The sequence below is a fragment of the Vogesella sp. EB genome (assembly GCF_001037925.1).
GTDB lineage: Bacteria > Pseudomonadota > Gammaproteobacteria > Burkholderiales > Chromobacteriaceae > Vogesella > Vogesella indigofera.
Map to the genome: position 1 here is coordinate 1 of NZ_LFDT01000033.1, position 13,624 is coordinate 13,624.

A 13,624-nucleotide genomic window follows, 5' to 3' on the forward strand; every position below is an offset into this window, starting at 1 on the left:
GCCGCGTCGGCGAACAGTTCATCCCAGCGCGCCTGCAACGGCGTGTTTTTCAGCTTGCCGCTGCCAAGCGCCCACAGCAGCAGCACCGCAAACAACAGGGGTAAGGTCAGCAACCACAACATGGAGAGATCCGCTTCTGTAACTGGTTTAGGCGCGCCGGCGGCGCGCAGGGGCAGAATTGTACACCTTGCGGCAGCGCTGCCGCGTCTGCCGGCTCAGCGCCTGCTCATGATTTGCCGCAGCAGATCGGAACAACGCGAGACGGCGTTGCAAACGGCCTCGGCAGGCGGGTTGATCCCGGCTTAAACGCCGCGTCCCCAGCTCTTGTCGCCGGGTCTCGCGTGAGCGATCGTGAACACGCGCTCAGTGCGCCGGGCCGGGCGACTGCTTGCGCTGCTGGCGCAGGGTGTGTGCGCCGGTGAGCAGCACCGCCAGCCAGATCGGGCCGTAGGTCAGCAGCCGGTCGGCGGACAGCGGCTCGCCGAGGAAGGTGATCGCCAGCAGGAACAACAGCGCCGGCTCGACATAGCCCAGCAGCCCCCACAGCCCCATCGGCAGCAGGTGGCTGGCGGTGATGTTGAGCAGCAGCGCCACCGAGCTGATCAGGCCGAGGCCGGCCAGCAGCGGCCAGAACAGCGGCTGCGCCAGCACGCCCCAGCCGGCCTCGCCCTGCAGGTAGAGCAGTCCCAGCGCCACCGGGAAGATCAGCATCATCTCCAGCGCGAAGCCGGACACCGGCTCCATCTTGCTGATGCGGCGCAGCACGAAATACGGCGGGTAGCCGAGCACCACCAGCAGCGTCGGCCAGGCGATGGCGCGCGTCAGCCACAGTTCGTGCAGCACGCCCAGCAGCGCCAGCGCCACCGCGATGCACTGCAGCCGGTACATGCGCTCGCCGTACAGCACGCGGCCAACCAGCACCATCACCAGCGGCGTCAGGAAGTAACCCATCGACACCGCCACCGTCTGGCCGTTCAGCGGCGCCCACAGGAATACCCACAGCTGCACCGCGTTCAGTGCCGCCATCAGCGGCACCAGCGCCCACAGCGCCGGCTCGCGCACGAAGCGGCGCAGCAGCTCGGCCAGCGCCTGGCGCTTGCGGGTCAGGTGCACGATCAGCAGCACGCCGGGCAGCGTCCAGATCATGCGCCAGGCGAAGATGGCCAGCCCGTCCAGCGGCCGCAGCAGGGTGGTATAGCCGGACAGCACCGCGAACAGCAGCGAGGCGGCGAGCGAGAACGCGATTCCGCGTCCGGACGGGGCAACAGGGTGCGACATGACAAAACCGTTCGAGGGGTGGGGGTAGCCCGCTATCCTGCCCGTGCCGCAGCGCAGCAGCAAGCGCCGGCTGCGCCCGGCACCGCCAGCGCGGCCTTCATGCGCTCAGAATACGGCTGGCCGTCGCCCTGCCCGCCGCGGTCGGCGCGACGGAATCAGCCGGCCGCCAGCGGTGCCGCCGGCTGCAGCAGCGCCCGCAAGCGTGGCAGCACGAAATCGAGGAATACCTGGTATTTGCGCGGCAGCGGCTGGCGGTAGGGAAAGATCAGGAACACCGGCCAGTGGTCGCAGTGCCACTGCGGCAGCACCCGCTGCAGGCGGCCGGCAGCGACGTCCTCGGCCACTAGGAAGTCCGGCAGCGCGGTGATGCCCAGCCCCGCGCACGCCAGCTGGTGGTTGACGAGGTAGGTCTCGCTGTACAGCAACGGCGGCGGCATCGCCACCGTCACCATCTCGCTGCCGCGGTACAGCCGCTGCTGTGCCTGCTGCTCGTCGCCCAGCAGGCGGTGGCCGGCCAGCTCGTCCGGGTGTTGCGGCCAACCTTGTGCCGCCAGATACGCCGGCGCCGCATACAGCGCCTCCTCCACCCAGCCCACCGAGCGCGCCACCAGCGACTCGTCATACACCTTGCGCGAACGCAGGCAGAAATCCAGCACGTCGGCGAGCGGGTCCTGCACCCGGTTGTTGACCTCCAGCCGCAGCTGCAGGCCGGGGTGCTGCTGCGCCAGCGCCACCAGCAGCGGCGCCAGCAAGGTCGACATCGACGAGGTGGTGCTGATGCTGATCGGCCCCTCTACCTCGCAGCTGGCCGTGTCCACCGCCGGCTGCATCTGCAGCAGGCTGTGGCGCAGCGCCTGCGCGTGCGGCAGCAGCCGCTGGCCGGCCTCGGTCAGCGCCAGCCGCCGCGTGGTGCGCAACACCAGCACCGCGCCGAGCTGCTTCTCCAGCGCCTTCAGCCGCAGGCTGACCATGCTCTTGGTGCAGCCCAGCGCCGTCGCGGCGGCGGTCAGGCTGCCGCAACGGGCAACCGCTTCAAAGGCCAGCACATCGTCTGGCGGTGGCATTGTTTTCATTTTCTCGACAAACCATCAAGTAATTGGCCATTTTTCTGGCGACCGGTGTCTTCTATGCTGCAAACACGATCAACCACTCAACAGTGAGGATGCCATGAACACGCTGCGTCGCCTACTTGCCTACTGGAGCAACTACTGGTCACTGATGCCGGAATGCAACCTGAATTGCCACCATACCCAGCTGGAAGACCTGCGTCACGAAGCCGAGCGCTATAGCCGTGGCCGCTGGTTGTAACAAGCGGCTGCGGCCGCCACGAAAAAAGCCTCCCTGACGGGAGGCTTTGTCCTTGTGGGTTACGGCGAACTCAGCCGCTGTTGCGCAGGCCGGCGGAGATGCCGTTGATGGTGAGGTGGATCGCGTACAGCGCCTCGACATCATCCGGTGCCTCGCGCAGGCGGCGCAGCAGCTCGACCTGCAGCAGGTTGAGTGCGTCGAGGTACGGCAGCCGCGTGGCCAGCGAGCGCGCCAGCGTCGGGTTGGTTTCCAGCAGTTTCTGCTGCCCGGTGATGGCGAAGAACGCCGCCAGCGTCTTGTCGTGCTCCGCCTGCAGGCGGCCGAACAGGCGGTCGGTCAGCGCGGCATCGCCGACCAGCGCCGCGTAACGGCGCGCGATCTCCAGGTCGGCCTTGGCCAGCACCTGTTCCATATTGGACAGCATCACCTGGAAGAACGGCGACGCCTGGTGCAGCGCGCGCAGCTGGGCCAGGCCGCCTTCCTCGCCGTGGGCGTCGAGGAAGGCGTGCACCGCGGAGCCGAAGCCGTACCAGCCCGGCAGCATCACCCGCGACTGCGACCACGAGAACACCCACGGGATGGCGCGCAGGTCCTTGATGCTGGTGAGGCTCTTGCGCGACGCCGGGCGGCTGCCGATGTTGAGCTTGGCGATGGCGCCGATCGGCGTCGCCTCCATGAAGTACTGCATGAAGCCGTCGGACTCCACCAGCGCGCGGTAGGTCTTGAACGCGTGGCCGGACAATTCCGCCAGCACGCTCTCGTCGGTGGCGCCGCTATCGCTGTGCGCCAGTGTCGATTCCAGCGCCGCCGCCACCAGTGCCTCCAGGTTGCGGGTGGCGTTGTCGGGATCGGCGAACTTGGAGGTGATGATCTCGCCCTGCTCGGTGATGCGGATGCGGCCAACCACGGTGCCGGCCGGCTGCGCCATGATCGCCTCGTAGGACGGGCCGCCGCCTCGACCGACCGAGCCGCCGCGGCCGTGGAACAGGCGCATCTTGATGCCGGCGGCGTCGAACACGCGCACCAGGCGCTGCTCGGCCTGGTACAGCTCCCACTGGCTGGTGACGTAGCCGCCGTCCTTGTTGCTGTCGGAGTAGCCGAGCATCACTTCCTGCACCCCGCCGCGGCTCTTCAAGAGCTGCTGGTACCACGGCAGCGCGAACAGTTGCTGCATGATGCCGGCCGCCGCGTCCAGATCGGCGATGGTTTCGAACAGCGGCACCAGGTTGAGGCTGCTGCTCGGCGCGCCGCCGTGCAGGCGCAGCAGGCCGCTTTCCTTGCACAGCAGCGCCAGCGCCAGGATGTCGGACACCGTGGCGCAGTTGGAGATGATGCACTGGCTGATGGCATCGACGCCGAACTCGGCCTGCACCTTGGCCGCTTCGCGGAAGATGGCCAGCTCCTTCTCGCTGTCGGCGCTGTAGCTGAGGAAGGGCGAGTACAACAGACGCGGCGTGGCCAGTTCGCGCAGCAGCACGCGCACGCGCGCCGCCTCGTCCAGCGCCTCGTAGTGTTCCAGGTTGGCGTGGGCGAACAGCTCGCTGACCACGGCGGCGTGCTTCTCGGCGTGCTGGCGCAGGTCCAGCGGCATCAGGAAGAAGCCGAACACGTCCACCGCGCGCTTCAGCTTGCCCAGCCGCCCGTCGAGCAGCAGCGCGCTGCCGTGGGCGACCAGCGAATCGCTGAGCGTCTGCAGGTCGGCCAGCAGCCCGGCGGTGTCGGCATACGGCTCGCCGGCGGTCCAGCGGCCGCGCAGCGGCAGGCCAAGCCTGGCCGCCAGTGCCGACAGCCGGCCCTCGATGGTGGCCAGCGCCAGCCGGTACGGTTCTTCGCGACGGCTGATGGCGGTATCCGGCGACACCGCGGCCAAGGCGTGTACCGCGGCCGACACCTGCACGTGGCGCGACGACAGCGACAGCTCGCGATACAGCCCCGCCAGCTCGTAGAAGTAGTGCTTGAACGCCACCTCCGCCTGCCGCGTCACCGCGTGGCGCAGCACCGCGGCGTCGACGTTGGGGTTGCCGTCGCGATCGCCGCCGATCCAGCTGCCGACGCGCAGGAAGGACGGCATCTTGGCGTCCTCGCCCCACAGCTCGCGCACCTGCTTGCCGAGGCGCTCGTACAGCGCCGGAATGGCCTGGAAGAACGACAGCGGATGGTAGGCGACGCCGTTCTCGATCTCGTCGGCGACGGTCATCTTGAAGGAGCGGATCTCGGTGGTCTGCCACAGCGAGTGGATCACGCGCTGCAGCTTGGCTTCCAGCTCCTGCTCTTCTTCCGGGGTGATCTCCGGCGACGACAGCTGCGCCAGGAACTTGCGTACCGCGCGGTGGCCGTCAAGCACGCTCTGGCGCTGTACCTCGGTCGGGTGCGCAGTCAGCACCGCGCTGACGCTGGCTTCCTGCAGCGCGCGGTTGAGCTTGCCGAAATCGACGCCAGCGTCATGGATGTGGCTCAGCGCCCGCGCCAGACTGCCCTGCTGCGGCGCACTGCCGGCACGCTGGTGCGCGCGGCGGCGGCGGGCGTGGTGCAGGTCTTCCGCGATATTGAACAGCTGCGAGTACAGGCCGCAGGCACGCACCAGCGCGGTGGTCGCCGCCGGGCTCAGCCGGCCGACCAGCGCGTCGGCGCTGCGGTCGTGCTGTTGCGCGCCGCTGGGGATGGCGCGGATTTCCGTCACCACCTCCTCGCCGGCCTGCTCGCGCAGCAGGCTTTCCAGCAAACGATCGAGCCGCGCCAGGTCTTCGCGCAGCGGTAAGTCCTTGTCCAGTTCCGTCATACTCTGCTTTCCCTAATTGTTATGGTGATGCGAATGCTGCGAAGATAGCGCGATGAACCCGGCGCTGATCCTGTTACCCGATTTCCTGCTCATCCTGTCCGGCTTTGCGCTGCGCCGCAGCGGCATGCTGTCGCCGGCATTCTGGGCCGAGGCGGAAAAATTCGTCTACTTCATCCTGTTCCCGGCGCTGCTGTTCCGCGCGCTGGCGCGGGCCGAGCTGGACTTTGCCGCCAGCCTGCCGATGCTGGCCAGCGGCCTGCTGTTCACCGGCGCCGGCTTCCTGCTCGGCAATGCCGCCAAGCCGCTGTTCCGCCTGCCGCAAGCCTCGTTCGCCGCCGGCAACCAGGGCGCCTACCGTTTCAACACCTACGTCGCCTTCGCGGTGATGGGCAGCCTCGCCGGCACGCCCGGCATCGCGGTGATCGCGCTGCTGTGCGGCGCGATGGTGCCGGTGGTCAACCTGATGGCGGTGTGGCAGCTGTCGCAGACCAGCCAGCAGGGCATGCTCTACGAGCTGGCGCGCAACCCCATCATCTGGGGCATCAGCAGCGGCCTTGCGGCCAACGTGTCCGGGCTGGTCGTGCCGCAGCCGCTGTTCGCCGCCATCGACCACCTCGCCGCCGCCGCGCTGCCGCTGGGGCTGATCACCGTCGGCGCCGGGCTGCGCTTTACCGCGCTGGCCAGCCACTACGCGCCGTTGCTGTACTGGAACGGCATCAAGCTGTTGCTGCTGCCGCTGATCGCCGTCGCCACGGTGCAACTGTTCGGGCTGACCGGCGTCTACCGCCAGGCGACGCTGGTGATGAGCATGCTGCCAACCGCCACCTCTGCCTACATCCTCGCGGTGCGCATGAAGGGCGACGGCGAACTGGCCGCCGCGGTGGTGACCACCTCGACGCTGGCGGCGATGCTGAGCCTGCCGCTGATGCTGAGCCTGCTGCGCTAGTCAATCCTGCCGCAAAACGCCGCCGCCGTGTAGTTAAACTACAAGTACTGTTGCAGCTACACACACTGCCTTGCATCAAGGTTGGCCGCAACGCTCGTGCTAAAATGCGCGCCATCTTCCCATTTGCCCGTGCAGGATCGCCGTCCATGAACAAACTCGTCATCGCCAGCCGCGAAAGCAAACTTGCCATGTGGCAGGCCGAACACATCAAAGCCCGCCTCGAGGCGCTGTACCCGGCGCTGACGGTGGAGATCCTCGGCATGACCACCCAGGGCGACCAGATCCTCGACAAGACCCTGTCCAAGATCGGCGGCAAGGGCCTGTTCGTGAAGGAACTGGAGCTGGCGCTGCAGGAAGGCCGCGCCGACATCGCCGTGCACTCCATCAAGGATGTACCGATGAACCTGCCGGAAGGCTTCGCGCTGGCCGCGATCTGCGAGCGCGAAGACCCGCGCGACGCCTTCGTGTCCAACCGCTACAGCAGCCTGCACGAGCTGCCGGCCGGTGCCGTGGTCGGCACCTCCAGCCTGCGCCGCGAATCGCAGATCCGCGCCCGCTTCCCGCATCTGGTCATCAAGCCGCTGCGCGGCAACGTGCAGACCCGGCTGCGCAAGCTGGACGACGGCGAATTCGACGCCATCATCCTCGCCGCCGCCGGCCTCAAGCGCCTGGAACTGAGCGAACGCATCCGCGCCGAGCTGGCGCCGTCGGAAAGCCTGCCGGCCGTCGGCCAGGGCGCGCTGGGCATCGAGATCCGCGCCGACCGCGCCGACCTGATCGAACTGCTGGCGCCGCTGAACCACGCCGACACCCACGCCTGCGTCAGTGCCGAACGGTCGCTGTCGCGGGTGCTGGGCGGCAGCTGCCAGATCCCGATCGGCGGCTTCGCCACCATCACCGACGACGTGATCACCCTCGGCGGCTTCGTCGCCCACCCGGACGGCTCGGTGATGCTCACCGCCAGCGCCAGCGCGCCGCGCGACTACGCCGACGCGCTCGGCCGCGCGGTGGCCAAGAAGCTGCTGGAGCAGGACGCCGGCCCGCTGATCGCCGCCGTCATCGCCGAACAGGCCGCCAAGTAAGATGCCGGTCACGCCGCGGCCAACCTTGCTGCCCACGCTGCTGCTGGTGCGGCCACAGGCGCAGGCGACACAGCAGGCGCAGCGGCTGGCGGCCGCCGGCATCGCGGCGCTGCCGTTCTGTGTCGAGGACACCGTCGCCGACGAGCGCGCGCTCTCGGCCCTGCCGCAGCAGGCCGCCAGTGCCGACTGGCTGGTCTTCGTCAGCCCGTCCTGCATCGAACTGGCGTGGCCGCAGCTTGCCGGCCTGCCGCTTGCGGCCAAGCTTGCCTGCGTCGGCCGCGCCAGTGCCGACAAGCTGGCCGCGCTCAGCGGCCGCGCGGTACTGCATCCGCCACACGGCAACGACAGCGACGCCCTGCTGGCGCTGCCGCCGCTGCAACAGCTCTCCGGACAGACGGTACTGATTGTGCGCGGCGACGGCGGCCGGCCACAACTTGGGGAAACCCTCGCCCGCCGCGGCGCACGGGTGCGCTACGCGGCGGTGTATCGCCGCGTGCCGGTAGCGGCCGACTGGGCGCTGTTCGACCGCCTCGTTGCCGCCGGCCCGTCACCGGCGCTGCTGATCACCTCCAGCCACAGCGCAGAGCTGCTGTTCCGGCAGGCCGGCGCCACGCGCCAGCGCGCGCTGCTGGCCTGCCGTTTCATCGCGCTGCACCCGCGCATTGCCGCCACCCTGCAGCAGCTGGGCGTGGCCCGGCCGCTGCTGGCTGCCGACGAGCAGGCGCTGTGCGCGCTGTTCTCCCCCCGCTACTAGCCGTCAGGCCGCGCCGCTGGCAGCTCCGGGACGGCGCGGTTACAATGCCACGGTTCTGTTAAGATTTGTTTCGCCGCCGCCGCGCCGCGAGACAGCACGGCAGGGCGCAATAATTCCGGCGCAGATGCCGCCATATTCGAGCAAACACGGCCACGCCTTTTGGCTGGGCCACACTCCGGTTCTCCGTCATCCATGAGCGAAGCCACTCCAGTTGAAAACGGCAGCAGCAAGCCGAACAAACCACCCGTCAACCTTGCGCTGATCGTTGCTGTCGTCGCGCTGGGCCTCACCGGCTGGCAGTATCTGGATACCCGCCAGCAATTGAACAAGGCGCAGCAGGCGCTGGCCGAACGGCTGGCCGACGCCGGAGGCAGCACCAAGGCGCTGCAGAACCAGGCCGAACTGACCCAGGCCAGCACCCGCGAGCTGCAGGCCAAGCTGGCGCTGGTCGAGGCCCGCGTCAACGAGTCCGCCGGCCAGTACGCCACCCTCAGCGGCATGTACCAGGAGCTGACCAAGGACCGCAGCGACTGGCTGCTGTCCGAAGTGGAACACACCCTCGGCGTCGCCAGCCAGCAGCTGCAGCTGGCCGGCAATATCAGCGGCGCGGTGTCGGCACTGGAAGTGGTGCAGACCCGGCTGTCGCACTTCGACAATCCCGGCCTGATCGGCGTCAAGCGCGCGGTGGCCAAGGATCTGGAAACGCTGAAGGCGCTGCCCTACCTCGATACCGTCGGCCTGACCGTCAAGCTGGACACCCTGATGCTGGGCGCCGAGACGCTGCCGCTGGTGATCGATCATCACCGCCTCGGCGGCAAGCCGGTGGCGCAGCTCAACGTGGCCGCCGATGCGCCGTGGTGGTCGCGCCTGGCCGGCGAACTGACGCAGAGCCTGGGCGACCTGGTGCGCATCCGCCGCATGGACAAGCCGGAGGCGCTGCTGCTGTCGCCGGAGCAGGCGTTCTTCCTGCGTGAAAACCTGAAAATGCGCCTGCTGGACGCGCGTCTGGCGCTGATCCAGCGCGACGGCGCCACCTATCAGGCCGATCTCGCCGCCGCCGGCCAGTACGCTGCGCGCTACTTCGACCGCGACGCGCCGACCACCCGCCAGTGGCAGGCGGTGCTGTCCGAGCTGGCCGCGGTACGCCTGAGCGTGACGCTGCCGGACCTGTCTGCCAGCCTGAAAGCCGTGCGCGAAGCGCAGGGCAACAAAGAGGAATAAAGCGTGAGATTCGTATTCTGGGTCGTCGGGCTGTTTGCCCTCGCGGTGCTGATTGGCCTTGCCTCCACCATCAACACCGGCTACGCCATCCTGTTCGTGCCGCCGTACCGCATGGAGGTGTCGTTCAACTTCCTGATCCTCGCCATCGTGCTGCTGATCCTGGTTGCCTACGGCGTGCTGCGTCTGCTCGGCATTGCGGCCAACCTGCCGCACGAGGTGCGTACCTACCAGCGCCAGCGCAAGCTGAAGGCGTCGCGCCATGCGCTGCGCGAGGCGGCGATCGCGATGTTTGAAGGCCGCTTCCAGCGCGCCGAACGCGAGGCGCTGAAGTCGATCGACGACGAGTATTCCGATGAGAACCGTGGCCTGGCGCTGATGATCGCCGCGCGCAGCGCCGCCAGCGTACAGGATCTGGAACGCCGCGACGGCTATCTGGCCCGGCTGGAAGACATGCCGGAACGCATCCAGCTGGCGCGCCACATGCTGGAGGCGCAGATCCGCCTCGACGGCAAGCAGCCGCTGGAGGCGCTGGCCGCCGTCGAGCGCGCGCGCGCCATCTCCAGCAACCTGACCTCGGCGCTGCGGCTGGAGCTGAAGATCCGCCTGATGCTGAAGCAGCCGGAACACGTGCTGACGCTGACCGAGAAACTGCTGAAGGCCGACGCGCTGGAAGCGGAGCAGGCGCGCCGCTACCGCCTGGCCGCCTATCGCCAGCAGCTGGCCAGCTTCAGCAGCGAGCGCGAGATCCGCGACTGGCTGAAACGCATTCCCGGAGTCGAGCGGCAGAACCCGGCGCTGGTCGCCGACATCGCTAACCAGCTGATCAAGCTCGATGCCTACGACATGGCGGCGGAGCTGATCGCCGGCGCGCTGTCCGACGACGAACAGGCAACACCAGAGCTGGCGCGTGAACTGGGTCTGCTGGCCGAGCACATCGACAGCCCGCGCCGGCTGACGCTGCTGCGCGACGCGGAAAACTGGCTGAAATCACGGCCGCGCGACCACCTGCTGCTGCTGTCGCTGGGTCGCCTCGCACACGCCGAACAGCTGTGGGGCAAGGCGCAGAACTATCTGGAAGCCAGCCTGTCTATTCAGCCTACCCTGTGTGCGCACGCCGAACTGGCCAAGCTGCTGCTGGCGATCGACAAGCCGGAAAAGGCCGAACGCCACTATCAGGACGCACTGAAAATCGCGCTGGAGAACGGCTGCTGATGAAACTCCTGGTCCGTAGCGTGCTTGCCCTCGCCTGCAGTCTGTGGCTGGGCAGCGCGCTGGCTGACGCCCTGCTGATCGATGTGCGCAGCCCGGAAGAATACGCGCAGCGTCACCTGCCAGGTGCCACGCTGCTGCCGCTCGACCGCATCGGCAGCGAGATCCAGCAGCTGGCGCCGGACAAGAACACCCCGATCCAGTTGTACTGCCGCACTGGCAATCGCTCCGCGATGGCGCTGCAGCAGCTGCAACAGCTCGGCTACCGCCAGGTGCGCAACCTGGGCGGCATTGACGCCGCTGCCGCCACCCTGCAGCTGACGCCCCAGCCCTGAAGCCCGGATCCCGAGTGATCGGTTCCGGACGGCAATCAACACTGCGGCCAACCTTGCTCAAGGTTGGCCGCAGTGCTTTGTGGGTCGTGCCTATTTGGCCACGGAGCGGAGCCGGGCCAGGCGGCGCTAAGCCGGTGCCGGATAGCCGAGCAGCGCCAGGTCCGCCGCATCCAGCAGCCGCCACTGCCCTTCCGCCAGCTCGCCGAGTGACAGCGCCCCCATCGCGATACGGTGCAGCTGCTCGACACGGTTGCCGGCGGCGGCGACCATGCGCTTCACCTGATGGTACTTGCCCTGGGTGATGCTCATGTTGAAACGGTGCTCGTCCAGCTGTTCGACCTGCGTGGCGGCCAGCGGCGCGCTCTCGTCGTGCAGCAGCACGCCGTCGCGCAGCTGCTGCAACAGTTGCGGCGTGATGGCGTGGCGGGTGGTGACCTGGTAGCACTTGGGGATAACCTTGCGCGGCGAGCTCAGGCTGTGGACAAACTGGCCGTCGGTGGAAAACAGCAGCAGGCCGGTGGTGTCGACATCCAGCCGGCCGACGGCGGAGATGCCGAGATTGGCGAACTGCCACGGCAGCAACCTATAGACGCTGAGGTGGTGCTGCGGCTGGTGCGAGGTCTCGTAGCCAGCCGGCTTGTGCAGCATCAGGTAGCACGGCAGCGCCAGTACCGGCCACATCTCGCCATCGACACGCAGCGTGCGGATCGTTGCCGGCACCACCGCCATGCGCCAGTCGGACGCGGGCACACCGTCCAGCTCGACCAGGCCGTAGTCCACCAGCTCGCGGCAGGCCTTGCGCCCGCCGAAGCCCTGTTGTTGCAAGAATCGATACAGTTCCATAGCGCGCATTCTAGCATGTCGCCCCGTGACGGCCTGCCAGCCGCCCTCCCGGCGCGCCCGCCTGCGGCGCCGTCATGACGGATAAGTCCATCTTTCTGAACGGATAATTCTTTAAAATCAACGCGGCAGCTTACAGATACTGATTAAAACCGTGGTACAATTACCGATTGCTTTTTTAAAAAATAACCGATCAGGATATTGGCCGCATGGCACCGCTGGACACCCCGACCCTCCTCACCGCCATTGCCCTGGTCTACGGCATTGGCGGGGTGATGGTGTATGCGGGGCGTGACCGGCTGACCGGCCGCGGCATCGAGGCGTTCTGGCTCGGCGGCTCGCTGCTGATGGCGGCGCTGATGCTGTACTTCGCCTTTCCGCCCACGCTGCTGCCGGCCGGCGGCATCAGCGCCTGGCTGCTGCCCAGCGCGCTGCTCACCGGCCTGAAAAACGAGCTGCTGAGCCAGGCGGTGGCGCGGCTGACCGAGAGCCGCCGCCCGTGGTGGCACGGCGCCGCGGCCTCGGCGACCCAGACCGGGCTGCTGCTCGGCGGCTTTTTCCTGCTGCCGCAAGCCACGCCGTGCCAGACACTGTTCCTGCTGGTCAGCAGCTGGTTCTTCGCCGGTATCGCCCACCAGCTGCTGCACAAGCGCCGCAAGCGCGGCCCGGCGGCGCTGGTACTGGGCAGCGCCAGCGCGCTGTTCTGCCTCTACCTGCTTGCCTATGCCGCCAGCGCCGGCCAGCCGGACGCACTGCCGCTGTTCAACCGCCCGGCACTGCTGTTGCTGACCCTGCTCAGCGCGGTGATGCTGCAGCTCGGCTTCATCCAGGTGCAGCGCGAGCTGCAATACCGCCAGCTGAGCAAGCTGGCCGCGCTCGACCCGCTGACCGGCATCTTCAACCGCCGCACCTTCTTCGATCTGGCGCTGCGCCAGTACGCACTGCACGGCCGCCAGCAACGCTCGCTGGCACTGCTGATGATAGACCTCGACCACTTCAAGAACATCAACGACACCTACGGCCATCGCAAGGGCGACCAGGCGCTGCGCGCGGTGGCCGACCACATCGCCGACGAGGTGCGCCAGGGTGACATCTTCGCCCGCATCGGCGGCGAGGAATTCTGCCTGCTGTTGCCGGACACCGATGCCGCCGGTGCGCGCCAGGTTGCCGACAAGCTGTGCCGCGCACTGAACGACATCCTGCTCAACCCCGCCGACCCGGCGACGCAACTGACCGCCAGCATCGGCGTCGCCAGCAGCACGCCGCACCCCGGCGCCAGCTGGAACCAGCTGTTCGACAGCGCCGATCGCCGCCTGTACCTGGCCAAGTCCGGCGGCCGCAACCGCGTGGTCGACAGCGACAGCCCTATCCCTGGCTAAAGACTGGCAACACACCCCATTCGGCCTGCCCTGCCCCGGACGCCGCTGGTGCTGGCAATGACAGCAGGCTGTGTTCAGCACGGCCCGGTTGACGGCATCAGCACCCCGTGCATCACCCCACTATCAAAGAGCAGCGACTGCCACCAGCGACGACGGAACCGGTAACAGCGCTCACCCTGCGCGGCAGCACCACCCGTTACCGCCGAGGCACCCAACTGCGCTCACGCCACACCGGCAGTTGCCTCCCCACCAACGCGATACACAAGATGTCGTAGCCCGCTGCGGCCAACCTTTGCCACGGCTTAGTCGTCAGCGTGCATTCGCGCAGCGCCAGCCAAGCGTGCCGTGCGCCACCGACTCCCGTTAGTTGGCAGCCGCGTCGTCGCACCTCCCGGCCAACATCCCGCCGACGGCCGCAAGCCTAGCCTTGCGGCGCAGCTCGCCACCTTGCCACCTCGGCACCTCACTGCCTGACCGCCCCCTGCCTCGCCAC

At 68.0% G+C, this 13,624-nt stretch carries 12 protein-coding genes; 8 read left to right on the plus strand and 4 right to left on the minus strand.

All coding sequences use genetic code 11. The annotated features are described in order from the left end of the window. Window positions 1-363 precede the first annotated feature (363 nt). Window positions 364-1,278, minus strand: coding sequence for an EamA family transporter RarD (gene rarD / locus ACG97_RS14660; protein WP_047968118.1), 915 nt, complete (start codon window positions 1,276-1,278; stop codon window positions 364-366). Window positions 1,279-1,433: 155 nt separating this feature from the next. Further along, window positions 1,434-2,342, minus strand: coding sequence for a LysR family transcriptional regulator (locus ACG97_RS14665; protein ID WP_238377355.1), 909 nt, complete (start codon window positions 2,340-2,342; stop codon window positions 1,434-1,436). 103 nt (window positions 2,343-2,445) lie between these two features. Between ACG97_RS14665 and ACG97_RS17715 the strand changes: the two genes are divergently transcribed. Beyond that, window positions 2,446-2,586 carry a hypothetical protein gene (locus ACG97_RS17715; RefSeq protein ID WP_156168057.1) on the plus strand — a complete coding sequence of 47 codons (141 nt, stop codon included), beginning with the start codon at window positions 2,446-2,448 and terminating at the stop codon, window positions 2,584-2,586. Between the two features lie 70 nt (window positions 2,587-2,656). Here the strand turns inward: ACG97_RS17715 and ppc are convergent, their stop codons facing one another. Further along, window positions 2,657-5,365: a phosphoenolpyruvate carboxylase gene (gene ppc, locus ACG97_RS14670; RefSeq protein ID WP_047968120.1), complete on the minus strand. Its 2,709-nt coding sequence runs from the start codon at window positions 5,363-5,365 to the stop codon at window positions 2,657-2,659. Window positions 5,366-5,417: 52 nt separating this feature from the next. Between ppc and ACG97_RS14675 the strand changes: the two genes are divergently transcribed. The 6 genes from ACG97_RS14675 (at window position 5,418) to ACG97_RS14700 (ending at window position 10,912) form a co-directional block, all read left to right on the plus strand. Continuing rightward, the gene (locus ACG97_RS14675) at window positions 5,418-6,311 is read left to right on the plus strand and encodes an AEC family transporter (RefSeq protein ID WP_047968121.1); all 894 of its coding nucleotides are present in this window, start codon (window positions 5,418-5,420) and stop codon (window positions 6,309-6,311) included. Window positions 6,312-6,457: 146 nt separating this feature from the next. Then, window positions 6,458-7,393, plus strand: a complete 936-nt coding sequence (gene hemC, locus ACG97_RS14680) for a hydroxymethylbilane synthase (protein WP_047968122.1) — start codon at window positions 6,458-6,460, stop codon at window positions 7,391-7,393. 1 nt (window position 7,394) lies between these two features. Next, window positions 7,395-8,147 (plus strand): uroporphyrinogen-III synthase, encoded by a 753-nt coding sequence (locus ACG97_RS14685; protein ID WP_047968123.1) that lies wholly within the window; start codon window positions 7,395-7,397, stop codon window positions 8,145-8,147. A gap of 192 nt (window positions 8,148-8,339) precedes the next feature. Beyond that, entirely contained in the window at window positions 8,340-9,368 is a 1,029-nt protein-coding gene (locus ACG97_RS14690) for a uroporphyrinogen-III C-methyltransferase (RefSeq protein ID WP_047968124.1), read from the plus strand. A gap of 3 nt (window positions 9,369-9,371) precedes the next feature. Further along, on the plus strand, window positions 9,372-10,580 hold the full coding sequence (locus ACG97_RS14695) for a heme biosynthesis HemY N-terminal domain-containing protein (protein ID WP_047968125.1): 1,209 nt from the start codon (window positions 9,372-9,374) through the stop codon (window positions 10,578-10,580). Continuing rightward, entirely contained in the window at window positions 10,580-10,912 is a 333-nt protein-coding gene (locus ACG97_RS14700; protein ID WP_053068197.1) for a rhodanese-like domain-containing protein, read from the plus strand. The genes ACG97_RS14695 and ACG97_RS14700 overlap by 1 nt, the downstream gene beginning before the upstream one ends. 126 nt (window positions 10,913-11,038) lie before the next feature. On the opposite strand, the gene ACG97_RS14705 is transcribed toward ACG97_RS14700, so the two are convergent. Then, a complete protein-coding gene (locus ACG97_RS14705; protein WP_047968126.1) occupies window positions 11,039-11,755 on the minus strand; it encodes a pseudouridine synthase in 717 nt (238 codons plus the stop codon). Between the two features lie 206 nt (window positions 11,756-11,961). On the opposite strand from ACG97_RS14705, the gene ACG97_RS17015 reads away from it, so the two are divergent. Beyond that, window positions 11,962-13,131, plus strand: coding sequence for a diguanylate cyclase (locus tag ACG97_RS17015; RefSeq protein ID WP_053068199.1), 1,170 nt, complete (start codon window positions 11,962-11,964; stop codon window positions 13,129-13,131). Window positions 13,132-13,624 lie beyond the last annotated feature (493 nt).